This is a genomic window from Rhodococcoides navarretei (assembly GCF_038069675.1).
Taxonomy (GTDB): Bacteria; Actinomycetota; Actinomycetes; order Mycobacteriales; family Mycobacteriaceae; genus Rhodococcoides; species Rhodococcoides navarretei.
Genome location: NZ_JBBPCN010000001.1, coordinates 2818269 through 2842851, shown reverse-complemented (window position 1 = coordinate 2842851; position 24583 = coordinate 2818269). Strand labels below are relative to the sequence as shown.

Annotated in this window: 22 protein-coding genes; 10 read left to right on the top strand and 12 right to left on the bottom strand. The window is 65.2% G+C overall.

Translation table 11 applies throughout. The features are described from left to right. The first annotated feature begins 43 nt into the window (after positions 1–43). A complete protein-coding gene (locus AABD04_RS13335) occupies positions 44–706 on the top strand; it encodes a Pr6Pr family membrane protein (protein WP_341441469.1) in 663 nt (220 codons plus the stop codon). 14 nt (positions 707–720) lie between these two features. Beyond that, the gene (locus AABD04_RS13330; protein WP_341441468.1) at positions 721–1992 is read left to right on the top strand and encodes an aminotransferase family protein; all 1272 of its coding nucleotides are present in this window, start codon (positions 721–723) and stop codon (positions 1990–1992) included. Here the strand turns inward: AABD04_RS13330 and AABD04_RS13325 are convergent. Continuing rightward, complete coding sequence (locus tag AABD04_RS13325) at positions 1976–2206, bottom strand: hypothetical protein (protein WP_243609893.1); 231 nt, start codon at positions 2204–2206, stop codon at positions 1976–1978. The genes AABD04_RS13330 and AABD04_RS13325 overlap by 17 nt on opposite strands. Before the next feature lie 38 nt (positions 2207–2244). Here AABD04_RS13325 and AABD04_RS13320 point away from each other — a divergent pair, with 38 nt between their 5' ends. Then, positions 2245–2889 carry a hypothetical protein gene (locus AABD04_RS13320; RefSeq protein ID WP_341441467.1) on the top strand — a complete coding sequence of 215 codons (645 nt, stop codon included), beginning with the start codon at positions 2245–2247 and terminating at the stop codon, positions 2887–2889. On the opposite strand, the gene AABD04_RS13315 is transcribed toward AABD04_RS13320, so the two are convergent. The 5 genes from AABD04_RS13315 to sthA form a co-directional block, all read right to left on the bottom strand. Next, positions 2879–3553 (bottom strand): PhzF family phenazine biosynthesis protein, encoded by a 675-nt coding sequence (locus AABD04_RS13315; protein WP_341441466.1) that lies wholly within the window; start codon positions 3551–3553, stop codon positions 2879–2881. The two genes, AABD04_RS13320 and AABD04_RS13315, sit on opposite strands and share 11 nt — an antisense overlap. A 64-nt stretch (positions 3554–3617) precedes the next feature. After that, entirely contained in the window at positions 3618–6134 is a 2517-nt protein-coding gene (locus tag AABD04_RS13310; RefSeq protein WP_341441465.1) for a DEAD/DEAH box helicase, read from the bottom strand. 62 nt (positions 6135–6196) lie between these two features. Continuing rightward, a complete protein-coding gene (locus AABD04_RS13305; RefSeq protein WP_243593227.1) occupies positions 6197–7237 on the bottom strand; it encodes an alpha/beta fold hydrolase in 1041 nt (346 codons plus the stop codon). A gap of 228 nt (positions 7238–7465) precedes the next feature. Next, the gene (locus AABD04_RS13300) at positions 7466–8410 is read right to left on the bottom strand and encodes a proteasome assembly chaperone family protein (RefSeq protein ID WP_243593226.1); all 945 of its coding nucleotides are present in this window, start codon (positions 8408–8410) and stop codon (positions 7466–7468) included. A 182-nt stretch (positions 8411–8592) separates the two neighbouring features. Then, a complete protein-coding gene (sthA, locus tag AABD04_RS13295) occupies positions 8593–10008 on the bottom strand; it encodes a Si-specific NAD(P)(+) transhydrogenase (protein WP_341441464.1) in 1416 nt (471 codons plus the stop codon). Positions 10009–10172: 164 nt separating this feature from the next. Between sthA and AABD04_RS13290 the strand changes: the two genes are divergently transcribed. The 4 genes from AABD04_RS13290 to AABD04_RS13275 all read left to right on the top strand — a co-directional run bounded on the left by AABD04_RS13290 (position 10173) and on the right by AABD04_RS13275 (position 13974). Continuing rightward, positions 10173–11258 carry an S-(hydroxymethyl)mycothiol dehydrogenase gene (locus tag AABD04_RS13290; protein ID WP_243594418.1) on the top strand — a complete coding sequence of 362 codons (1086 nt, stop codon included), beginning with the start codon at positions 10173–10175 and terminating at the stop codon, positions 11256–11258. Next, complete coding sequence (locus tag AABD04_RS13285) at positions 11255–11887, top strand: MBL fold metallo-hydrolase (protein ID WP_341441463.1); 633 nt, start codon at positions 11255–11257, stop codon at positions 11885–11887. The genes AABD04_RS13290 and AABD04_RS13285 overlap by 4 nt, the downstream gene beginning before the upstream one ends. 110 nt (positions 11888–11997) lie before the next feature. Further along, a complete protein-coding gene (locus AABD04_RS13280; protein WP_341441462.1) occupies positions 11998–12708 on the top strand; it encodes a DUF5642 family protein in 711 nt (236 codons plus the stop codon). A gap of 150 nt (positions 12709–12858) precedes the next feature. Further along, positions 12859–13974 (top strand): DUF4192 domain-containing protein, encoded by a 1116-nt coding sequence (locus AABD04_RS13275; protein WP_341441461.1) that lies wholly within the window; start codon positions 12859–12861, stop codon positions 13972–13974. A 19-nt stretch (positions 13975–13993) separates the two neighbouring features. Here AABD04_RS13275 and galE read toward each other — a convergent pair whose 3' ends face one another. After that, positions 13994–14974 carry a UDP-glucose 4-epimerase GalE gene (galE, locus tag AABD04_RS13270; protein WP_243593220.1) on the bottom strand — a complete coding sequence of 327 codons (981 nt, stop codon included), beginning with the start codon at positions 14972–14974 and terminating at the stop codon, positions 13994–13996. 46 nt (positions 14975–15020) lie between these two features. Further along, on the bottom strand, positions 15021–15707 hold the full coding sequence (locus AABD04_RS13265) for a metal-dependent transcriptional regulator (protein ID WP_032403288.1): 687 nt from the start codon (positions 15705–15707) through the stop codon (positions 15021–15023). 185 nt (positions 15708–15892) lie between these two features. Between AABD04_RS13265 and AABD04_RS13260 the strand changes: the two genes are divergently transcribed. Both AABD04_RS13260 and AABD04_RS13255 read left to right on the top strand, forming a co-directional pair. Then, entirely contained in the window at positions 15893–17161 is a 1269-nt protein-coding gene (locus tag AABD04_RS13260; protein WP_341441460.1) for an acetoin utilization protein AcuC, read from the top strand. A 61-nt stretch (positions 17162–17222) separates the two neighbouring features. Further along, positions 17223–19880 carry a bifunctional acetate--CoA ligase family protein/GNAT family N-acetyltransferase gene (locus tag AABD04_RS13255; protein WP_341443044.1) on the top strand — a complete coding sequence of 886 codons (2658 nt, stop codon included), beginning with the start codon at positions 17223–17225 and terminating at the stop codon, positions 19878–19880. A 127-nt stretch (positions 19881–20007) separates the two neighbouring features. Here AABD04_RS13255 and AABD04_RS13250 read toward each other — a convergent pair whose 3' ends face one another. From AABD04_RS13250 to AABD04_RS13240, 3 genes are all read right to left on the bottom strand, one after another. Further along, positions 20008–20979, bottom strand: coding sequence for a sigma-70 family RNA polymerase sigma factor (locus AABD04_RS13250; protein WP_243593217.1), 972 nt, complete (start codon positions 20977–20979; stop codon positions 20008–20010). Between the two features lie 178 nt (positions 20980–21157). Then, positions 21158–22651: a DUF7782 domain-containing protein gene (locus AABD04_RS13245; RefSeq protein WP_423228144.1), complete on the bottom strand. Its 1494-nt coding sequence runs from the start codon at positions 22649–22651 to the stop codon at positions 21158–21160. Positions 22652–22684: 33 nt separating this feature from the next. Then, a complete protein-coding gene (locus AABD04_RS13240) occupies positions 22685–23053 on the bottom strand; it encodes a DUF3099 domain-containing protein (protein WP_243593215.1) in 369 nt (122 codons plus the stop codon). A 92-nt stretch (positions 23054–23145) separates the two neighbouring features. Here AABD04_RS13240 and AABD04_RS13235 point away from each other — a divergent pair, with 92 nt between their 5' ends. Beyond that, on the top strand, positions 23146–23382 hold the full coding sequence (locus AABD04_RS13235) for a DUF3039 domain-containing protein (RefSeq protein WP_042939664.1): 237 nt from the start codon (positions 23146–23148) through the stop codon (positions 23380–23382). Between the two features lie 18 nt (positions 23383–23400). Here the strand turns inward: AABD04_RS13235 and AABD04_RS13230 are convergent, their stop codons facing one another. Further along, on the bottom strand, positions 23401–24468 hold the full coding sequence (locus AABD04_RS13230) for a YihY/virulence factor BrkB family protein (RefSeq protein ID WP_341441459.1): 1068 nt from the start codon (positions 24466–24468) through the stop codon (positions 23401–23403). Positions 24469–24583: the final 115 nt, after the last annotated feature.

The following is a 24583-nucleotide window of genomic DNA, read 5'->3' as shown; positions in this document are numbered from 1 at the left end:
CAGTGCCATCGAATGCAGGCCGTGACTGTGCCAGGATCGCCACATGAGCATCTCGCAGGATGTGACTGTCCCGGCGCGCACTCCTGTACCGATCAGGACGCTGCGCGTGCTGTTCGCGGCGCTCACCGCCGCGGCACTGATCTCGATCGTCGTGGACGGTCTCGCTTCCCCGACGTTCTCGCTGGCCAACTATTTCAGCTACTTCACCGTCATGAGCAACGTGCTGACGGTGCTGGTGTTGACGGTCGGGGGTGTCGTCGATCCACGAGCAGCGCCCTGGCAGCTCATCCGTGGTGCCGTCACCCTGTACATGGTCATCACCGGAATCATCTATGCCGTACTGCTCGCGAACATCGATGTGGGCGTGGCGGATCCGTGGACGAACAACGTGGTGCATCGCATCATGCCCGTCGTCCTGCTGATCGACTGGATCCTCGCACCACCGCGGCGGCAGATTCCGGAGTCGCGGAGCCTGATGTGGTTGCTGTTTCCGTTTCTCTACGGGATCTACACGCTGATCCGAGGACCTGTTGTCGACTGGTATCCCTACCCGTTCCTCGACCCTCGCGTCCAGGGCTACCTCGCGCTGACAATCGGCCTGATCGTTCTCACCGTCGCCTTCGCGTTGATGGCTCTGGCGGTGGGTGCACTCGGGCGGATCGCCGGACGGTGGAGGTACGGATCGGAATCGGCTACATCCACGTGACTACTGTGTACCGCATGTCTTCTGACCTGGATCCAGCAGCCGATCGGACCGCCACCGCACACTCGTCCGCGCTCTGGCACGGCTTCTCCGACATGGGCAGCGTGACGGCCAACGGCCCGTTCGTCGTCTCTCGCGGTGAGGGTGCCTACATCTACGACAACGCGGGCACCGAGTACCTCGACGCCACCGCGGGCCTGTGGTTCACCAACGTCGGCCACGGCCGGCGCGAGATCGCCGACGCCGTTGCGACGCAGTTGAGCTCGATCGCCCATTACTCCAATTTCGGTGACTTCGTACCCGAGACCACCCTTGCGCTCGCCGATCGCCTTGCCGCCATCGCCCCGGTACCGGGAAGCAAGATCTTCTTCACCTCCGGCGGCTCGGACTCGATCGACACCGCAGCGAAACTCGCACGGCGCTATTGGGTAGAGATGGGGCGACCGAGCAAGAAGCTGATCGTCGGTCGGCAGAAGGCGTACCACGGGATGCATGTTGCCGGTACGGCGCTCGCCGGCATTCCGGTGAACAAGGAGCATTACGGCGACCTCATGTCCGACGCCCGAACGGTGGCGTGGGACGACGCGAAGTCACTGCTGGCGTTGATCGAGGAGGTCGGTGCCGAGAACGTCGCCGCCTTCTTCTGTGAGCCGGTGATCGGTGCGGGTGGAATCTACTTGCCGCCCGAGGGATACCTGCGCGAGGTACGGCAGATCTGCCGTGACAACGACGTCTTGTTCGTTGCAGACGAAGTCGTCACCGGATTCGGCCGGATCGGCGGTAGCTGGTTCGCCTCCACCCGATTCGAGCTCGAACCCGACCTGATGACGACCGCCAAGGGTCTGACGTCGGGGTACGTACCCATGGGCGCGGTGTTCATCGCCCCGACGATCGCCGAGCCGTTCTTCGCAGGCGGGGTGTGGTGGCGGCACGGGTACACCTACGGTGGCCATGCCGGAGCGGCTGCGGCGGCAATGGCCAACCTCGACATCATCGAGCGGGAGGAGTTGCTGACCCACTCCACGCGCATCGAGGCGGCGCTGCACACTCACCTCGCGCCGTTGGCCGCACACGAACGAGTCGCGGAGATCCGCAGCGGGATCGGTGCGGTGGCCGCCGTCCAGCTCGCCGACCCGGCCGAGGCCTTGCCGTTCGTCAAAACGCTTCGAGCACACGGTGTTTCCAGCCGCGCCGCCGGTCAGGGTGCGATGCAGATCTCGCCCGCCTTCGTCATGACGGACGCCGAGATCGAAGAGCTCGCCGCGCGTATCCTCAGCGCTCTCGGCTGAACCGAAGCTTGCCGATCAGTTGCTTCCCCCGCGAGAGCGGGGGAGCAACTGCCGGTCGCGGTTCCTCGGAGACGGCAGCGAACCGCTGGTGCAGCTGATCACGCACTTCGTCCGGCGCGTAGGCACGGCGTTTGCGCTCGGATCGAACCACCAAAGCCCCGCTGGCCGCGACACCGACCATTCCGGCGAGACCGAGAGCCTTCCACACGTTCATCCGGCCACCGTACCGTCACGAGATCTAGGGTGAGGACCATGAATCCGTCGCGAATCGGCCTCGACACCGCAGTCGATGCCACCAGAACGGGCGACATCTGGATCTTCCGCGGACAGTCGAACGCCGATCGCGCAATCCAGGCACTGACCAACAGTCCCGTCAATCACGTCGGAATGGCCGTCGTGATCGACGACCTGCCGCCGCTGATGTGGCACGCCGAACTGGGGAAATCGCTGCAGGACATGTGGACCGGTAATTTTCAACGCGGGGTGCAGCTCCACGACCTGCGCGCGGCCGTCACCCACTGGGCCACGAAGTACGAACAGCGTTGTTGGCTGCGGCAATTGGACGAGTCTGTGACGAAGAAGCAGGAGGACGCCCTGCTGCGCACCATAGCCCGCCTGGACGGCACGGCATTTCCGACCACTGCCGCACTCGCAGGTCGCTGGTTTCGCGGACGAGTACCGACGCTGCGTCGAAGAGAACGCGAGGGAGCTGCCCTCGAAACTGCCTACTGCGCAGAAGTGGTCGCCATGACCTACGACTCGATGGGTCTGCTCGTCGGCAACAAGAAAGCGAACTGGTTCGATCCGGGCAAGTTCTGGAGCGGCGACCGACTTCCGCTCGCCGCGGGCGTTCGCCTGGGCGAGGAAATCGAAGTCGACGTGCCCGTCACACGCTGATCGACGCGTCCGCCGCGGTGCGTCCGCCCAGTTCGACCCAACCCTCGTCGTCGATGGTGGTGCGCAACCGAGACCCGGCTCCCTGCACGATGTTCAGGCCCCGGCCGAGCTCGCTGGTGAGCCGAACGGCGGCGGCACCGGTTGCTTCGTCCTCGGCAATGCCCATCATCGGCGCAAACATGCGTGACCGCAGCGCACCGTGCGCTTCGTCGGTCCAGGCCCAGACGTAGTGGTGCCCGCTGTCGTACGCACTCGGAACGGCTGCTGCCACCTCGGCCGCATCGTTGACCTGATGGAAGGTGAAGTGCGGAGTCCAGTCGGCTCGGGCGCGAACCCAGGTGTGCTCGTCGTCGTAGCGGATGGTCAACGGTGCGGCAGGGACGACGAGCACACCGATCGGATGTCCCTGGTCGCGAAGCCACCACGAGAGTCCGACGGTGGGATGCCCGGCGAAGGGGAGTTCCACGGCGGGCGTGTAGATGGTCGCGGAGGCCGTACCCGACTCGGCGCGATCGACGAACACCGTCTCGCTGTAGCCGAGCCCGGTGGCGAACTGCTGTCTGTCCGCCTCGTCGACGGCGTCCGCGGCAACGATACCCAGTGGGTTACCGAACCTGCCGTTGTCATCGGTGAACACTCGGACGACGGACACGTCGGTAGCCATGCCCGGACGGTACCAAATGACGAACGAGGGCCGGCCGCGATGTGTGCCGACTGCGCAACCGATCTCAGCCGGGCGTGATCACGATCTCGTCGAACACGATCTCGCCTGCGGCGTCGGACTCGGGCACATCGACGACGGCGTCCAACGACCAGCCGTGGTCGCCGTCCGGATCCTCCAGGACCTGACGCACCGTGGTGGACTCCGCACCGACGTTCAGGGTGAACAACGCGGGACCCCGCGCCGATGGGCCGGTTCCGATCGAGCCGTACTCGTCGAAGAACGGTTCGAGTTCCGTCTCCCAGTCGGGTCCGTCGTCGAGGTCGTCGAGCGTATTCCACTGTCGACGCGCCGCCAGATCGACTCGGCGGAAGATCGCATTGCGCGCAAGAATTCGAAAGGCCCGCGGGTTGGCCGAGATCGGACGCGGCACATCGGACCCGTACGCCTCGACGAGCGCTTCCGGCTCGGCACCGGGATCGGTCAGGTTCTCCCACTCGTCGAGCAAGCTCGAATCCACCTGCCGGACGAGTTCGCCAAGCCACTCGGTGATGTCCTGTACCTCTTCGGTTCGAGACTCCGGCGGAACCGTCTGGCGCAGTGTGCGATAGGCGTCGGCGAGATACCGCAGGACCAGTCCCTCCGACCGCATCAGACCGTAGTGGCTGATCAATTCGGCGAAGGTCATCGCGCGTTCGACCATGTCGCGTACCACGGACTTGGGGGAGAGGCCGACCTCGGAAAGCCACGGATGAGTGCCACGATAGATCTCGAACGCCGGAACCAGCAGCTCGGCAAGAGGTTTCGGCCACGTGACCTCCTCCAGCAGCTCCATTCGCTCGTCGTACTCGATGCCGTCCGCCTTCATCTGCGACACCGCTTCGCCGCGCGCAGCATGCTGCTGTGCCATCAGGATCTGGCGAGGATCGTCCAGCGTCGATTCGATGATCGACACCACGTCGAGCGCATGCGTCGGCGATTCGGCGTCGAGCAGATCGAAAGATGCAACCGCGAACGTCGACAGCGGCTGGTTGAGCGCGAAGTCCGGTTGCAGGTCCACGGTCAGGCGCGCGTGCCTCCCGTCGGCGTCCGGCTCGTCGAGTTGCTCGACGATGCCCGCATCGACCAGACCACGGTAGAGCGAGAGTGCCCGCAGGATATGTTTGCGCTGGGCCGGCCTGGTTTCGTGATTGTCCTCGAGCAGGTGGCGCATGGCATGGAAGCAATTGCCCGGCCGCGCAATGACATTGAGCAGCATGGCGTTGCTCACCGAGAATCGGGACGTGAGCGGTTCCGGACTTGCAGCGATGATCCGCTCGAATGTCGGCTCGCCCCACGAGACGAAGCCGTCGGGTGCTTTCTTGCGCTGCACGCGCTTGAGCTTCTTCGGATCGTCGCCGGCCTTGGCCACCAGACGTGCGTTCTCGATGTCGTGTTCGGGGGCCTCGACCACGACGGTTCCGAGGGTGTCGTAGCCGGCCCGTCCCGCACGACCGGCGATCTGATGGAACTCGCGGGCCCGGAGCTTGCGAGTGCGAATGCCGTCGTACTTGGTCAGTCCGGTGAACAGCACGGTGCGAATAGGGACGTTGATACCCACACCGAGGGTGTCGGTTCCGCAGATCACCTTCAGCAGCCCGTCCTGCGCCAGTTTCTCCACCAACCGTCGATACTTCGGCAGCATGCCGGCGTGGTGCACGCCGATTCCGTGCCGGACCAACCTCGACAGGGTCTTGCCGAAACCGGTGGTGAAGCGGAAGTTGCCGATGGCCTCGGCTATCTCGGCCTTCTCCTGCTTGGACGCGACGTTGACGCTCGTCAGCGCCTGGGCTCGTTCGAGTGCCGCGGCCTGCGTGAAATGCACGACGTAGACCGGTGCAAGGTGCGTGTCCACCAGTTCTTCGATGGTCTCGCTGATCGGGGTGGTGACATACGAGAACATCAGCGGAACGGGACGTTCGGTGCCGGAGACGACGGTGGTCGTCCGTCCGGTGCGTCGGGTCAGATCGTCCCGGAAGAACGAGACGTCGCCCAGGGTCGCAGACATCAACAGGAACTGGGCGTGCGGCAGCTCGATCAACGGCACCTGCCAGGCCCATCCTCGATCGGGCTCGGAGTAGTAGTGGAACTCGTCCATGATCACCTGGCCGATGTCGGATCCGGCCCCTTGACGCAGAGCGAGGTTCGCGACGATCTCTGCCGTGGCGCAGATGATCGGAGCACCGGAATTGACCGACGCGTCGCCGGTCATCATGCCGACGTTCTGGGCACCGAAGATCTCGCACAGGGCGAAGAACTTCTCGCTGACGAGCGCCTTGATCGGCGCGGTGTAGAAGCTTCGAATGCCCGCGGCCATGGCGGCGTAGTGAGCTCCGATTGCGACCATCGACTTACCCGATCCGGTCGGCGTCGCGAGGATGACGTTGGAGCCGGAGACCAGCTCGATGAGAGCTTCCTCCTGCGCGGGATACAGCGTCAGTCCGCGGTCGGACGTCCAGGTGGTGAAGGTGTCGAACAGGACGTCCGGGTCCACGCCGTCGGACTGCTCGGCGGTGGCGTCGGGAATCAGTTCGGTGAGAAGCACCTCTACAGGCTATGTGGGATCGACAGCCGGACCCGCATCGACACCGCGGGCGAGTGCACGCGTCAGGTGGCGCTGCGTTCGTCCGAGCCCATGGCTCCGAGCACGGCGAGCCGGGTACTGGCGCTTCCGGTGATCATGTCCTCGCCGACGCCGGTGATGAGCAAGTTGCGCCATCGCACCTCGTCGTAGGTCAGCGATGGCGTCGAATCGATGAAGTCCTCCAGGACCTGCAAGAAGCGCATCGGATCGTCCCGGAACGGGAAATGTCCGGAGTTCTCGAACACCTCCAACGTGGACCCGGGCATGGCCGAGTGGGCCAGGCGCGCGTGACTGACCGGGATCACCGAGTCCTGATCACCCCACACGAGCAGTACCGGCAGGTTTTCGGTGAGGTAACACCGGTCGAGCATCGTGACCACCTGGCCACGCCAGTCGACGACGGCGCGCAGGGTTCTCAGGTATGCCTCGTACGTGGTCGGGGCCGGGAGTTCGCTCAGCACTCTGATCAGATCGGGAGTGTCGTGCAGAAGCGACCCGGGCCGCAGGGGAGAGCTGTGGAGCTTGCTGAGGAGGCCACCCGCCAACTTCACCGCGGGGATCGCGCCCGGCAGGCGAAGCAGCTTGACCGCCTCGCTGAGAAACGGCATCGAGGCCAGTCGAAGTATGGGGTGTACGTCCTTGGTGACGCCGCCGGAGGACACCAGCGCCAACCTGTCCACCATGTTGGGAAACTGGTAGGCGAACTGCATGGCGACGCCGCCGCCGAGTGAATGGCCGACGACGGTGACGTGCTCGATGCCCAGCACCGAGAGCAGGTCACGCATGCCGTTGGCGTACGCGGCAACGGAGTAATCCGCGCGCGGTTTGTCGGAGCGACCGTGCCCGAGCAGATCAGGGGCGATGACCGTGTAGTTCTTCGCGAGGTGCGGGATGACCTCGTTCCACGTCTCGGAGTTGTCGCCGATCCCGTGAATCAACAGCAACACCGGACCTTCGCCGGCCATGCGGAACGCCCGCCGATATCCGTGAATCGTCCGGAAGATCAGCCGTGGTTCTTCGTCGGGAACCGGGCGGAGCTTGCGACTGCGCGGATTGGTGGTCATCTGCGCCTCCTGACATTCCCTGGTGCGCCGCACGCGGCACCTTCGAACGGCGACGTCGTGCACGAGTGTGTCGACGTACGTACCGCAGTACGTGTTGCTACGACTCTCGCACGAGATGGCGCTCAGGGCACGACATCGAGCGTATTCGCGGTTACAGGTATGTTTCGATCCGCATGCGTTGTCGGATATGACCGCGTGCGTGGTCGAACGTTATGGCCGCTCACACAGTTACTGCTCGGTTGTGTCGTCGCCTTCGTCGAGCTGTGCTTGCTCGGCCAAGAAACGCTCGAACTCGGCACCGAGCTCGTCGCCGCTCGGCAGCGGCTCGTCACTGGCCAACAGCGTCGACTGCTGTTCCTGCGCGGCCACGTACGTGTCGTACTGACGCTCGAGCGCCTGCACCACCGACTGGACCTCTTCGTTTCCGGTGATGTGCTCGTTCACCTGCTCGCGCACCCGCGCCGCGGCTTCACCCAACGCCGCCAGCGGCAGATCCAACTCGGCGGCCTCGCCGACGTTCTCGAGCAACGTTTCGGCCGCACCTGGGTAGTCCGTCTGGGCGAGGTAGTGCGGGACGTGCACCGAGAAGCCCATCGACTCGTGTCCGTGCTGAGCCATTCGAAGCTCGAGTAGGGAAGACGCACTGCCGGGCACCTGCAGGTCGCCTGCCCAGCTGTTGCCTTCCTTGACCAGCTCCTTGTCGCTGGCGTGGGCCGTCACACCCAGCGGGCGCGTATGCGGAATCGCCATCGGGATCGAACCGAGGCCGATGGTGCGCCGCACTCCCAGCTGTTCGGCGAGCAACCGAACTGCGGTGGTGAACTTCTCCCATCGCAGATCCGGTTCCATCCCTGCGAGCAACAGGAACGGGGTGCCGGTGCGGTCCTTGACTGCGTAGAGGTTCAGCTCGGGGGCGTCGTAATCCGAGAAGTGATCGGACTTGAACGTCATCGTGGGTCGACGTGACCGGTAATCGATCAACTCGTCCACATCGAACGATGCGACCAGCTCGGATTCGAGGCTCTCGCGCAGATGAGTCGTTGCCAACTTCACTGCGTGTCCTGCGTCGGAGAAGCCCTCCAGACCGTGCACGAGGACGGGTCCGACACCGTCGTTGGAAAAGATTTGCGGTGCCGGAAACTCCAGCTCGTACATCTTCGACTGTTCGGTCATGGCCGGGCCCCTTTCGGATCGACTCGTCGGTACCTCGTCGCGAGATTCGAGCCAGAATACGCCGACCCTCTGCTCACGCCGTGCACGCGCCGACGTCGAACGTGGCGAATCACTACCCGAGAAGAACAACCGGTTACCCGCCGTTCATTCCCCGGCAGTTGCTCGACCGTGCCCGGACTCGGTCAGCGGTCGAAGTTCGCCAGCGCTCTGATCTTGTTGGTGACGTCGAGGGCAGCCACCTTGTAGGCCTCGGACAGCGTCGGATAGTTGAACACGGCATCGACGAGGTAGTCGACGGTACCGCCGCACCCCATCACTGCTTGGCCGATGTGCACCAGATCCGTGGCACCCGAACCGAAGATGTGGACCCCGAGTATCGACCGGTCCTCGGTGGAGACGAGCAACTTCAACATCCCGTACGAGTCGCCTGCGATCTGACCTCGGGCCAGTTCGCGATATCTCGACACCCCGACCTCGTAGGGGATCGATCCCTTGGTCAGGTCTACTTCCGTGGCACCGACGTACGACACCTCGGGAATGGAATAGATGCCGATGGGCTGAACTTCGGTCAGTTTGGCACTGGACTCGCCGAACGCGTGGTACGCCGCCAGCCTGCCCTGATCCATCGACGTCGCGGCCAACGCCGGGAAGCCGATGACATCGCCGACCGCATAGATGTGGTCGACCTTGGTCTGGAAGTGCTCGTCGACGAAGATGCGACCGCGCGCGTCGGCCTCGAGCCCGGCGTTCTCGAGTTCGAGTGCGGTGGTCAGGCCCTGACGACCGGCCGAGTACATCACCGTCTCCGCTGGGATCCGCTTGCCACTGGCGAGCGTCGTCACCGTCCCGTTCTGGCCGACGTCGACAGCGGTCACCGCCTCCCCGAATCGGAACGTCACCGCAAGATCGCGAAGGTGGAACTGCAACGACTCGATGATTTCGCGATCGCAGAAGTCGAGCATCGAATCACGCTTCTCGACGACGGTGACCTTCGTTCCCAGGGCAGCGAACATCGAGGCGTACTCGATGCCGATGACACCGGCCCCGACGACGACCATCGACGACGGTATGAACTCGAGGTTGAGAATTCCGTCGGAGTCGAGGACCCGGTAGTCGTCGAACGCCACGTCGGCCGGGCGGGCGGGTGCGGTGCCGGTCGCGATCACCACGTTGGCGGCCTTGACCGTGATGCGTTCGCCCCGTGACTCGTCCTCGATCACGATGGTGTGTGCGTCGAGGAACTTGCCGGCCCCGGTGATCAACTCGATGCGGTTGCGTAGCAGTTGCGAGCGCACCACCTCGATCTCCTTGCCGATCACGTGCTGGGTTCGCGCCAACAGGTCGGCGGGAGTGATGTCGGCTTTCACCCGGTAGCTGGCCCCGTACAGCTCACGTTGGTTCATCCCCGTGAGATACAGAACCGCCTCGCGCAGCGTCTTGGACGGAATGGTGCCGGTGTTGACGCAGACCCCGCCGAGCATGTGGCCCTTCTCCACGATCGCCACTCGCTTGCCGAGTTTCGCGGCCGCGATGGCCGCCTTCTGGCCGCCGGGGCCGGAGCCGATGACCACCAGGTCGTACTCCATGGGTTCAGACATTCGTCATAGGTACCGCTCACACGCAAAGACTGCGTGCCCAGCCGGTCACAACCTTGTGAACTCCACGGCTCGCTGCGCCGAACCCATGCAGATGTCGCCACGTGCTGATGCGTTGTGCGAGGCTGAACAGAGCACGCAACACACGATTTTCAGTGGAGGAACTCATGCCGCAGCAGGTCCGCGCCGTCGTCGCCAAGAGCAAGGGCGAGCCCGTCTCGATCGAGACGATCACCATTCCCGATCCCGGCCCCAACGAGGTCGTGGTGAAGATCCAGGCGTGCGGGGTGTGTCATACCGATCTGCATTACCGCGAGGGCGGCATCAACGACGAGTTCCCGTTCCTGCTCGGACACGAAGCCGCCGGCATCGTCGAGACCGTCGGCGATCGCGTCGAGCACGTCGAGGTCGGCGACTTCGTGGTGTTGAACTGGCGCGCGGTGTGCGGGGAATGCCGGGCCTGTAAACGCGGCACCCCGTGGTACTGCTTCGACACCCACAACGCCGCCCAGAAGATGACCCTCGACGACGGCACCGCACTGACTCCCGCTCTGGGTATCGGCGCGTTCGCCGAGAAGACCCTCGTCCACGAAGGCCAGTGCACCAAGGTCGACCCCGACGCCGATCCTGCCGTCGTCGGGCTGCTCGGCTGCGGGGTCATGGCCGGGCTCGGGGCCGCGATGAACACCGGCAACGTCTCCCGCGGAGATTCGGTGGCGGTGATCGGGTGCGGTGGTGTCGGGGATGCCGCGATCGCCGGAGCCCGCCTGGCGGGGGCGTCGACGATCATCGCTGTCGACCGCGACAAAGGAAAACTCGACTGGGCCCTCGAACTCGGGGCCACCCACACCGTCGACTCCTCGCTCGTCGACGCCGTCGAGGCGGTGCAGGAACTCACCGGCGGGTTCGGTGCCGATGTCGTCATCGACGCCGTCGGTCGCCCGGAAACCTGGACGCAGGCGTTCTACGCCCGCGATCTGGCCGGGACAGTCGTCCTGGTCGGGGTTCCGACCCCGGAGATGACCCTCGAGATGCCGCTGATCGATTTCTTCTCCCGCGGTGGTTCGCTGAAATCGTCCTGGTACGGCGACTGCCTGCCCGAACGCGACTTCCCACAGTTGGTCGATCTGTATCAGCAGGGCCGGTTGCCGCTCGAGAAGTTCGTCACCGAACGCATCACCCTCGACGACGTCGAAGCCGCGTTCGAGAAGATGCATCAGGGCACCGTCCTGCGTTCGGTGGTGATCCTGTGAGCGGGACATTCCGTGTCCAGAACGTCGTCACCTCCGGGGTCTTCGCCCTCGACGGCGGCGAGTGGGACGTCGAGAACAACATCTGGTTGATCGGTGACGACGACGAGGTGGTGATCGTCGACGCCGCCCACACCGCCGCCCCGATCGTCGACGCCGTCGCCGGCCGCACCGTACGTGCGATCATCTGCACCCACGGACACAACGACCACGTCACCGTCGCCCCCGAACTCGCCGCCACCCTGGACGCGCCGATCCTGCTGCATCCCGCCGACGACATGCTGTGGGACCAGACCCACCCCGGGGTCGGGCACTCGGTCCTCGAGGACGGCCAGCGCATCACCGTTGCCGGCACCGACATCACCGCGCTGCACACCCCCGGGCATTCACCCGGCTCGACCTGCCTGTACCTACCCGAGGCAGGCGAACTGTTCTCCGGCGACACCTTGTTCTCCGGCGGACCGGGAGCCACCGGACGCTCCTACTCGGACTTCCCGACCATCATCGGATCCATCCGCGACCGCCTCTTCGCCCTCCCCGTCGACACCCGCGTCAACACCGGACACGGCAACGGAACCCGCATCGGCGACGAAGCACCACACCTCGAAGAATGGATCGCCCGCGGCAGCTGATGTGCGACACCACCTCGCCGGCCTGCCGCGTTCGACGTGGTCCGAATGAGACAGTGGTGGGACGCCGGAGCGTGTGCTGCGGCGTCCCACCGACCCGAAGAGGATGTCTTGTGAGCCCCGCCGCACGCAGAACCCGCCTGTCCATCGCCGCGACCTCGGCAGTGATCGCAGGTCTCGTGCTGGTCGGTTGCAGCTCCACCGTCACCGGAACTCCCGAGCCCAGCCCTGGTGCCGACACCTCGTCGTCACAGTCCGGCGTGGATCTGAACACGCTGCTGATCGACCCGTCCAGATTCCCCGCACCGTACGACGCCCTCGTGTTGCCCCAGCAGGCCATCTCACAGGCCGCACCCGACCTCAGCGGAATACCCGCCGGTGCCGAGGTCAGCCCAGCCGGATGCAAGCCCCCGGATCAGGACTTCGGCCCCACCGGCACGGCCATGATCGTCGGTACCGACAACGACAGTCGGTCCACCATCTCGATCGAGCTGACCGCAGTGGACGAACCGCTCTCGGCGCGCGAGGAACAGCTGGAACAATGCGGCGAAGTCACCGCAACCAAGTCCGGCGCGACGTCGACGGTGACGTCGACGCTGACACCCGCGCCGCCCATCGACGCGGACGACACGTTGGCCGTCCGGCAGACCGTCACATCGGGGGCAGGGGGCGACGCCGTCACCCAGTCGATGCTGACATTGATGGCCCAGATCGACGATGTTCGAGTCTCGGCCACATTCATGTCCTTCGGCTCGGGCACGCCCGATGCGATGACCCTCGACGAACTGTTCACCGCGGCCGTACAGAAGGTCGGCCAGAGCTGACACGGCCGTAGCAGACGGAACCGACACAGATCGGTTCGCAACTGCTCCAGCGGCACGATCCATCCACAGGGAAGTAGTTCTCCACAGGGCAGTGTGAAAGCCCAGGTCGATCCTGATCCGGCTGTCGGCTCCCCGGCCAGAATTCGGTGCATGTACTCACCGATGAATTCTCAGGACAACGTCGACCCTCGCCATCGCGTGCGCCTCGGCGACGAAAGCGAGCTGATGGCAGCCGTGCCGGCCATGCTCGGATTCCACCCGCATCGATCGATGGTGCTCATCGCCTTCCAGGCCGGCGGCTCCGGCGTCGGACCCACGATGCGTCACGACCTCGTATTGGCCGGCGACCACGTCGATCGTCGCGCCGGTCGTCATACCCGAGCGACTCCGGAGATGCTCGATGTCATCGACCATCTGGCCGGCTATTGCGCCCTGGAGAACATCCCCGCAGTCATGGCGGTGTTCGTCGACGACAGGCTGGATCGTGCCGTCCGAACGCCGCATCTGCTCGACGTGGAAGCGCTGGTACTGGAACTCGACACCACACTCGCGTCGTTCGGGGTGCAGCTCAGCGCTGCCCTCGCGGCGTCGGAGATCGCAGACTCTGCCTGCTGGTGGTCGCTGCGCGGACCCCAGCGGCACGGATCGATGTCCGATCCGTCGGCGTCGCCGATGACCGTTGCCCGCGTGCTCGACGGCTACCCTGTCCGACGGTCCAGGCGTGAGCTGGCCGAGACCGTCGTGCCGGGCCCCGCCGAGACCGTGCGGGCCGTGGCTGCGGAGATGTCACGACAACGGCGGGACGGCGGTCGATCTCATGCCGACGAGTTGACCTCGGTGCTGTCGTACGTCGCGCGGGGGCCGTACGACACCGAACTGGACCCGACCGACATCGCTCGAATCGGAATCGCGATCGGTCACATCCAGGTGCGTGATGCACTGCTCGCCCTGACGCTCGGCGACGATGCGGGATTCGTGGAGGAGTTCTGGACGGCGCTGTCCCGCGTCCTGCCGCGGTGTGAAAGAGCAATCGCCGCAACACTTCTGGCGTTCAGCGCGTATGTACGCGGAGACGGGCCGATGGCGCGCATCGCCATCGATGCGGCACTCGACGCGGACGACACCTACAGCCTGGCGCGATTGTTGGACAGATCTCTCAGCGCCGGTGCGGGTCCCGAACTGGTGCGCGAAGTCGCCGAAACGGGATTCGCATGTGCTCGCGCCTGCGGTGTTCGGTTACCCGGAGACCCGTTCGGTCGACGGTGAATCCTCGTGTAGCTCGGGGTCAGCGCGCTGCGTGAGAACGATCGCCGAGTTGCTGGAGAAATGCCCACGCGTCGGCGACGATGCGATCGAGATCGGTCAGCTCCGGTGTCCACTTCAGTTCCTCGACCGCGCGTGCACTCGAGGCGATCAGAACTGCCGGGTCACCGGCTCGGCGGGGAGCGTGTTCGACGGCGATCGGTAGGCCGGTGACCCGCTCGCAGGACGAGATGACCTCGTGCACGGAGAATCCGGTGCCGCTGCCGAGGTTGTAGATGGTGTGCTCGCCCGGTTGTGCCGCATCGACGGCGAGGATGTGTGCCTCGGCGAGGTCGGCGACGTGGATGTAATCGCGGACGGCCGTTCCGTCGGGAGTCGGCCAATCGGTGCCGAACACCGAGATCTTCTCGCGCTGACCCAGAGCGACCTGGAGTACGAGCGGAATCAGGTGGGTCTCGACGACGCGATTCTCCCCGAAGCCGTTGTACGCACCGGCGACGTTGAAGTACCGGAGGCTCGTCGCGGCGAGCCCGTAAGCGGCTGCATACGAGGTGATCGCGTGATCGATCGCGAGCTTGGTGGCACCGTAGGGATTGGTGGGGCGAGTGGGAGCCTCTTCGGTGATCGGTGTCCTCTCGGGCTCGCCGTACGTGGCTGCCGTGGACGAGAACACCAGTTTCGGTGTGCCGGACGCGCGGATGGCGTCGAGCAAGGCCAACGAGGTGACCACGTTCCCGCTCCAGTACTTGTCGGGCGAGATCACCGATTCGCCCACCAGAGACTGAGCGGCGAAGTGCAGAACGGCGTCGAAGTTGCCGCCGATCAGCACATCGGCAGCTGCGTCCTTGATGTCGCCCTCGACGAACGTCGCACCGTGGGGAACGGCGTCCCGGTTACCGGTGGACAGGTTGTCCACGACGACGACCTCATGGCCGCGCTCGACGAGTACTGCGGCACATACGCTGCCGACGTATCCCGCCCCACCGGTAACCAGTAGCTTCATTGCTCGTTCTCCCTCACACGCGTCCGACGCCGTCGTCGGTGCGAGGTCAGACCCTCTTCACCTGAACGGCGTGCGCCATTTCGTCGGATATGTCGACACCGCTGTGTCCTGGCACCGTGATCGTGACCGACCCGGGCTTGGCCTCGACTGTAACCCGAGCATCGGGGACAACGCCTGCCTCGCGAAGCTGAGCGATGACCTCGGGGTCGGATTGCACGTGCTCGGCGAGACGACGCACCACGACCGCTGTCGGTTGACCGACCGGCACATCGGTGAGGCGGATGAGAGCCTCCGGTGCCAGAGTCGACTGGCCCAGACCGAGCTCGGCGAGCCCGGGAATCGGGTTGCCGTACGGCGATGTCGTCGGGTTGTTCAGCACAGTGACCAAGCGACGCTCGACCTCCTCGCTCATCACGTGCTCCCAACGGCACGCCTCGGCGTGGACGTCTTCCCATCGCAGACCGATGATGTCCACCAGCAGACGCTCGGCCAACCGATGCTTGCGCATGACGGCAACCGCCAGGCTGCGGCCCTTCTCGGTCAGCTCCAGGTGCCGGTCGCCGGCGACGGACAACAGGCCGTCACGCTCCATCCGAGCAACGGTTTGGCTGACGGTGGGACCACTTTGTTCGAGCCGTTCGGCGATTCGCGCGCGGAGCGGAATCACGCCCTCTTCTTCCAAGTCGTAGATCGTCCGGAGGTACATCTCCGTGGTGTCGACCAGATCCTTCACACTCAACCCCTTCGTCGGGCTCGATCCTACCGTCAGCGCCCCGAAATCGGCGCTGCACCCAGACGTAGCGGGCGCGGCGCACCACAACGGTGACCGACGTTTCCCATGGCTTCTCACAAAGGGACACAGAGGACAACACCGGAACCCGGCAACACCATCCCGCCCGACAACGTAGCTTTGTCCCTATGTCTGATCAGGCGACACGCGCCGCCGCGTCCATCCCGAACCGCCCCGAGGACATCGTCGTGTGGAGCAAGGATTACCTCGGCTACCGGTGGAGCGACGACCACCCGATGAACCCCACACGGCTCGATCTGACGATGGCACTCGCCACCGACATCGGCCTCCTCGCCGGCGTCGAGCTCGTCGAGCCCGCCGCCGCACCGGATTCCGAGCTGCTGCGCTTCCACACCAGCGCCTACATCGAGGCCGTCAAGCAGGCACCGTCGCAGGGTCCGGCGCTGCGCGACCCCGACGACGTCGTCCACGGACTCGGCTCCGACGACAACCCCGTGTTCCCACAGATGCACGAGGCGAGCGCCATGCTCGCCGGTGGGTCGCTGGCTGCCGCGCGCGAGATCGCGTCGGGTCGGGCCCGACGCGCTGTGAGCATCGGCGGTGGAATGCACCACGCGATGGCCGACTGGGCCTCGGGATTCTGTGTCTACAACGACGCCGCGATCGCCATCTCGTGGTTGCTGGACAACGGTTTCGATCGAATCGCCTACATCGACGTCGATGCACACCACGGGGACGGCGTGCAGGCGGCCTTTCTCGGTGACCCCAGAGTGCTCACCATCTCGTTGCACCAACATCCGGCGACGCTGTGGCCGAACACCGGATGGTCGACCGAGGTGGGAACCGAACGTGGCGAAGGAACCTCCATCAACGTTCCGTTGCTTCCTGGCACCGCGGATCGGTTGTGGCTGCGTGCGTTCCACGCCATCGTGCCGGGCGCGATCGGGGCATTCGCGCCGCAGATCATCGTCAGCCAATGTGGTGTCGACAGCCACCGCGAAGATCCCCTCGCGGATCTGGCTCTGACCGTCGACGGACAGAACGCTGCCTTCCTGGCCATGCGTGATCTGGCGGACAAGCATTCCGAAGGTCGATGGTTGGCCGTCGGCGGTGGAGGGTACGGCCTGGTGCGCGTCGTCCCACGGTCCTGGACGCACCTCATCGCTGCCGCGCTCGGCCGCGACATCGACCCGATGTCGGCGCTGCCGGACAGGTGGCGCGAGCGAGTACGGACCATGGCGCCGAGCGTCGATCTGCCACAGACGATGGGTGACGGTGGAGACGTCGACTATCCGGCCTGGGACGGACCTGGAGGATCGCTCTCCGGAACCGACGGCACCGACAGGGCGCTCGAACGCGTCGACTCGGCGATCATCGCCACTCGTCGAGCAGTGTTTCCACTGCTCGGACTCGATCCGGAGGACCCGCGTGACTGAACCGACCGACAGCCCTCCGGCCGAAACGGCCGCTGCGGCATCGGACCAGAGCGAGAAGGACCTGGCCAGAGAGCGCGCGGAGACCTCGTTCCCACGGCACTGGGTGGCCGACGTTCTCACCTCCGACGGCGGTGTGGTGCACCTGCGTCCCATCGTTCCCTCGGACTCCGAACGCATCGTCGCATTTCACGGTCGACTGTCCGAGCGGACGAGGTACCTCCGGTATTTCGGGCCGTATCCCACGATGCCCCAGCGCGACGTGCTGAACTTCACGACTGTCGACCACCACGACCGGGTGGCGTTCGTCGCGGTGCTCGGCGACGACATCATCGCGGTCGGCCGCTACGAACGACTGCCCGAGGGCGACGGTAATTCCGCCGAGGTGGCCTTCGTCGTCGCCGACGCGCATCAGGGTCGCGGACTGGGTCCGATTCTGCTCGAACACCTCGCCGGGGCGGCCGCCGAGAACGGGGTGAACATGTTCGTCGCCGAGGTGCTCGCCGAGAACCGGAACATGGTCACCGTCTTCCGCGAAGCGGGGTATCAGGTCAGCAGGTCCTTCGAGGGGGGTGTCCTTCGCCTCGAATTCGCCATCGATCCGAGTGAAGCGTTGCTCTCGGTGCGCAATTCGCGTGAGCGCGCCGCCGAGGCCCGCAGTGTGCGCAACGTACTCAGCCCCCGATCGGTGGCCGTGATCGGAGCATCGACGGACAGCTCGAAGGTGGGCAACGCCGTCCTCACGAATCTGCTGGCCGGAAACTTCACCGGGCCGATCTATCCCGTCAACGCCGACCACCGGTCCGTCCGCGGGGTCCGCGCCTACGCAACGGTGCACGACATCCCCGATCCGGTCGATCTGGCGATCGCAGCGGTTCCGGCAGATGCCATCGACGCGGTGCTCGACGACTGCCTCGACAAAGGCGTCAAAGCGCTGCTGGTGGTCTCGGGTGGATTCGGTGAGACCGGACCGGCCGGGCAGGAGAGCGAGCGCAGGCTGGTGCTGGCGGCGAGGGCGCACGGAATGCGGTTGATCGGGCCCAACGCGCTCGGTGTGGCGAACACCGATCCCGAGTTCGGTCTGAACGCCACTCTCGCTCCGCATCTGCCCACTCCGGGCAACGTCGGATTCTTCTGTCAGTCCGGCGCTCTCGGCATCGCGATTCTGGACGAGGCGGCCAAGCGCAGACTCGGACTGTCCACGTTCGTCTCGGCCGGCAACCGCGCCGATGTGTCGGGAAACGACCTACTGCAGTACTGGGATTCGGACCCGGCCACCGAGGTGATTCTGCTGTACCTCGAGAGCTTCGGTAATCCCAGGAAGTTCACCAGAATCGCGCGCAGGGTCGCCCGGAGCAAGCCCATCATCGCGGTCAAGAGCGGACGCGGTGCCGTGCCGCCCGCACATGCGATCGGCGCCGACATCGACGACTCGATCGTGCGCGCACTCTTCGCTCAGGCAGGCGTCATCCAGGTCGACACGATCTCGGAATTGTTCGACTGCGCTGTCCTGTTCGGCAATCAACCTCTCCCGGCCGGGCCGCGGGTGGCCGTGGTGGGAAATTCGACGGCTCTGGGCGTGCTGGCGGTCGACGCTGCGCGCGCCAAGGGCCTGTACGCGAGTAACCCGACCGATGTCGGTCCGCAGGCGGGCCCCGAGGAGTTCGCCGCAGCCGTGTCGTCGGCATTGGCGGCGTCGGACATCGATGCGGTCATCGTGGTGTTCGTGCCCCCGGTCGCCGTGAAGGTCGAACCGTTCGCAGCAGCGCTCGGCAACGCCGTTCGTGGATCCGACAAGCCGGTGCTCTCGACGTTCCTGGCCACGGAAGGAATCCCCGACGTCTTGGCAGTGCGCGGACCGGGCGGACACCCCGTGCGTGGTTCGGTGCCCTCCTACTCGGGTCCTGAGCGGGCCGTTGCGGCGCTGGCTGCCGCGTGGCGGTACTCGTCGTGGCGCTCGCGACCGGTGTCGAACCTCGTCCGACCCAAGAGCATCGACTCCGAACGGGCCAAACACCTGGTCGAGGGATGGCGTTCGGCGGGCAGTCAGGGACGGTGGCTCTCCGATTTCGAGACCGCAGAATTGCTGGCCTGCTACGGCCTCGACGTCGTGGCCTTCCGAACCGTGACCGACGAGGACGAGGCCGTCGCCGCGGCAGACGAGCTGGGATACCCGGTAGCGGTCAAAGCGACCGGGGAGCGGTGGCGACACCGGCCCGATCTCGGGGGAGTGCGTCTGGACATGGCCGACGCCTCCGCGGTGCGGGTGGCATACCGGAACCTCGCCGCAGACTCCGGCGAACCGTTGCTGCACGTTCAGCGCATGGCGGTCAAGGGCATCGGCTGTGTCGTGCGTGTGCAGGACGACCCGTCGTTCGGATCACTCATCTCGTTCGGTCTGGCAGGGGTGATCTCGGATCTGCTGGGCGACCGGGCGTACCGGGTCCTGCCGTTGACCGAGGACGAGGCCGCACAGCTGATCGACGCACCGAAGGCGGCCCCGCTGCTGTCCGGATACCGCAATGCGGTTCCCGTCAACAAAAGCGCGCTGATCGACCTGGTGCAGCGTATTTCTGCACTGGCAGAAGATATCTCGGACATACGCGAAATTTCGTGCGAGCCGGTCCTTGCATCGGCCGACGGCGCGCAGATCACCGACGCTCGGGTGCGGATCGGTCCCGAGCCCACCAAAGCCGACCTGGGCCCACGTCGCCTGCGCTGAACGGATGGGCAACCGAAAAAGCGGCAGCCGAGTCGACGTCCCGAGGGGAGAGAACGTCGGCTCGGCTACCGCGTGGGGCGGCGCACACAGGGTTTGTCACTGATGCTCCACCGGTCGGTGACTGGGCTCAGCTGGCGTAGGACCGCAACTTCTCGGCGCGGTCGCCCTGCCGAAGCTTGACCATCACCTCGCGTTCGATCTGACGGACACGCTCGCGGGAGAGACCGAAGATCTTGCCGATCTGATCGAGGGTGCGGGGCTGACCGTCGTCCAGGCCGTAGCGCAGACGGATGACCTGCTGCTCCCGCTCGTCGAGCGTGCCGAGAACGACGCGGACGTCGCTGTGCAACAGACCGGCGATGACGGCATTCTCCGCGGACGTCGCTTCGGAATCCTCGATGAAGTCTCCGAGAGGCGCTTCCTCGTCGCTGCCCACCGGCATGTCCAGGCTCACCGGGTCGCGGCTGTGGTCGAGCAGATCCGCGATCTTCTCCACCGCGATACCCGATTCGCTCGACAGCTCGTCGTCCGTCGCCTCGCGGCCGAGCTGCTGATGCAGCTCACGCTTGATTCTGGCCAGCTTGTTGACCTGTTCGACCAGGTGGACGGGCAGCCGGATCGTGCGGCTCTGATCCGCCATACCGCGGGTGATGGCCTGACGAATCCACCACGTTGCGTACGTCGAGAACTTGAAGCCCTTGGCGTAGTCGAACTTCTCCATCGCGCGGATGAGCCCGAGGTTGCCTTCCTGGATCAGGTCGAGCAGGGGCATACCGCGACCGGTGTAGCGCTTGGCGAGGGACACGACCAGGCGGAGGTTGGCTTCGAGCAGGTGGCTGCGTGCGGCACTGCCGTCGCGAACGATGATGGCGAGATTGCGCTTCTTGACTGCGCTCAGCCGCTTCGTGTTCTCGAGAACCTGCTTCGCGTAGAGACCAGCCTCGATCCTCTTGGCCAGATCGACTTCCTCGGCAGCCGTCAGCAACGCAGTGCGGCCGATGCCGTTGAGGTACACGCGAACGAGATCGGCGGCTGGGCTCTGGGCGTCCAGATCGGCGTCGGTCGGCCGTGGACGAATCGTGGTGCTGGGGCTGGTCATGACTTGCCTCCTGGTCGGTGGTGTCTCACTGGGTTCAACGCTCGGGAGACTCCGATAAGTTCCCACGCCGATCCTGTGGATACCCGCGTGACCAGGGATTACATGATGTTCGTCCTGAGAAGTTGCTGAGAAGTGAAGCCGCCGGGAACGGTCGCTCTCCTGGGGCGCTGTCGGGGACTCATCGAGCCGGCAGAACCAAGCCGTGCCGGACGAGCCCCTGCATCATCGTCACCGCATGCAAAGCCAGTTGCTCGGCGTCTTCGTCGTGCGCAGCAGCGAGCAGCTCCACCAGTTCACCGACCGGTAGGCCATCGGGTCGCAGCCCGGCGAGCAGAGCCGCACCGAGCTCGTCGACGTCGTGCTGCCACTGCGGCCCGTTCCCGCGATGCACCCGAACGGCCACCGGCGCCCAGCCCTCGTCGCCCGGAAGGTAGACGCGCTCGAGTGCCGTGTTCGGGTCGAGGGTCAGGACCGAGTCGAGGATGTCGTGCTCTCGGAGCCAGTCGAGCCGCGCGAAGTACTGCAGCGATTCGTTGCCCAGCGGGTCCGAGAAACCGTGCGTGAGCTCCTCGGCGAGTAGGTCGGTGGGCTCGTCCGTTCGGCGGAGATACACGAAGCCGAAGCCGATCCCTTCCACGTCGGCGTCCGCGAAGTGGTCGAGCCAGGACTGTGCCACCGCGGCCGCGTCGGGATCGCGCGGATCGAGGCCGCCGTCGCGCATCCAGGTGCCCACGTACAGGGCAGGATCGGCGACATCGCGCTCGACGACCCAGGCGTCGATCCCGTGAGCCGGCAGCCACGACGCCACCCGCGCACGCCAGTCCTCGCCTCGGACGTGGATCCAGGACGCCAGGATGGCAGCGGTGCCGCCCGGTGCGAGGTGGTCCGGGGCACGGCCGACCATCAGGGCGCTGGCCCCGTCGAGGTCGAGGCCGGAATCACGGTAGGAGTGCAGTACCTCTGCGCGGCCGACGACGAACGGAGGGTTGGCCACGATCCGGTCGAATCGACGTCCGGCGACCGGCTCGAACCACGACCCGTGCAGCAACTCCACGTCCAGTCCGTTGAGTGCCATCGTCGCCGCCGCGAGGTCCATCGACCGTGGGCTGATGTCGGTCGCGGTCACCTGTTCCGCGTAGCCGCAGGCGTGGACTGCCTGCACGCCACATCCGGTGCCGACGTCGAGCACGCTGGTGACCGGGGAGGTGGGTGTTCCACGGAGAAGTGAGAGTGAGGCCTGCCCGACGCCGAGCACGTGGTCGGGTGCCGTCTCGGCGACGCGCATGCTGCCGTCCGGATCCGAAACGATCCATCGAGTTCCGTGTCCGGCGTCGAGTGGGCGGATGTCGAGCAGGGTCCGCACCGTAGATCCGGAGCGGGTGAGAATCCCGGCCGATACGGCGTCGGCGACCGTCAAGGGCGCGATGGCGTCGGCGACGTCGGACTCGGGGCAGTCGTCGACGAGGAGAAACAGGCGCACCAGCACACCCAACGCACCGCCGTCCAGACTGGCGTTGCGTACCGGGACCGGCTCGCTGCGACCGAGGGCCGCATGGGCGTCGTCGCCGAGCAGCGTCAGAACGCCGTCGGCGTCGTATCCCACTCGATCGAAGGGATCACGAAGTACCGAGCAGGCAGCAACGAGTGGGGACGTGGAGTTCTGTGCAGTCACGACGCAAGTGTCGCATCGGTGACGGCCGCTCCGTCAGTCGTCGCCCGCTTCGATCACTCGGTGGTTGCTCGATTCCAGTTGCGGCCGGTCCACGGTCCGGTAGTCGTATCGACTCATCTCGTCCTTGGTGCGGGGCGGCCGATCGTTGGCGATCAGCACCGCCATCCACGGCAGAGGAATGGACGCTCCGACTATGGCCATGGAGATCCATGGATTCATCCACATCCCGTACGCGATGGCGGCCAACACCAATGCCGGGATGCGGAAGGACATGATGAACATGTACTTGCGTACACGCTTTTTGTGCTGCTCTTCGACCGACTGCTGTGCCTCGGTGATCAGAACGGGCCCATCCGGCGAGTCGCTGTACGCGCTTCCGTCGAACCCTGGGGTTCTCGTCATAACTCCACTGTGGCACTACTGCTCACAGAATGCTTGCGACGAGCGTGTGCAACCGGTTACCCCTCGATGGATCGACGGATTAATCTGTGTCCATGAGCACTCAGACGAAGGATCGTCCCGATATCGCACCGGACGAAACCACCGAGGACGACCGGCCGAAGTTCTTCCACTACGTCAAGAAGAACAAGATCGCCGAGAGCGCGGTCATGGGTACGCACGTCGTCGCGCTGTGCGGTGAGGTGTTTCCCGTCACCAAGTCCGCGAAGCCCGGATCTCCGGTGTGCCCAGATTGCAAGAAGGTCTACGAGGGCTTGAAGAAGGGCGAGTGAGGACAGTTCTCCGAGCTGCTATTCGGGAGTCGGTTCGGCACGATCTGCACGGGCTCGGTCACCGACCAGCTTGATCGGTCCCGTGGCCAGCCGTCGGGCGACGGCGGTCACCGGCCCGGACGGCTTGTCGTCCGTGGTGGTCTGCGAAGCGATCCACTCACGCATTTGATCCATTCGGGTTGCTCGGGCAGGCCAGAACTCCTGGATCGTGGCGTTGAACTCGGCTCCGAGGACCACGGCGAAGCCGAGGAAGAACGTGAACAGCAGAAACGCGATCGGCGTTGCCAACGCACCGTAGGTGTAGCCGGTGCTGGTGACCCAGGTCAGGTACCGGCGAAGTACGGCACTGGCAATCATGAAGAACACACCGGCCAGCAGTGCTCCGCCGAGCAGACGATGCCAGGGCAGTGAGGTGTGCAAGGCCACCTTGTACAGCGTGGTCAATCCGACGATCAGCAACAGTCCGACGGCCGGGTAGTAGAAGAAGTCGATGACCTCACTGCCCACGGTGATCCACGAATCCGGCAGGATCTGCTGCACGTACACCGGTCCGAGGGCGACGAGCGGAAGCACGAAGACCGCGATCACCAGAAAACCCACGTAGAGAAGCAGCGCGAAGAACCGCTGCCAGACGGGATGTCGCGCGTCGGCTTGTCCGTGTGCTTCGACGATGGAGTCCACGAAGGTCGAGATCGCCGACGAGCCGGCCCACAGTGAGAGCAGAAAGCCCACCGAGACGATCTCGCCACTGCCCTGTGCGAGTACGTCTCGGACGGTCGGTGCGATGATCTGATCGACGACACTGCTGCTGAAGAGCGTGTTGCTGAAGGTGATGATCTTGGACTCGATGATCTGGACGGTGTTCGGACCGAACCATCCACCGACGAATCCGAGACTGCCGAGTACGCCGAGAAGTAGCGGTGGCAGCGACAGTGTCTGCCAGAAGGCGGCAGTCGCCGCCTTGCTGAAGATCGAGTCGTCCCACGCTTTGCTCAGAGTGCGAAGAATCACTTTCCACACCGCACGGAGCGGCCTTCGCGCCGACAACCGTTCCGGTGGTGGAGTTCCTCCTAAAGACTCGCTCATGGTGTCTCCAGCATTCCTGACGAGAGGCGACTTCGCCTAACGACCGCCTCGCCGTGTCGCATCCGACTCACCCCAGCGATGCGGGATAGGTCGGTGCGGAGCGATAGGCTCCTCG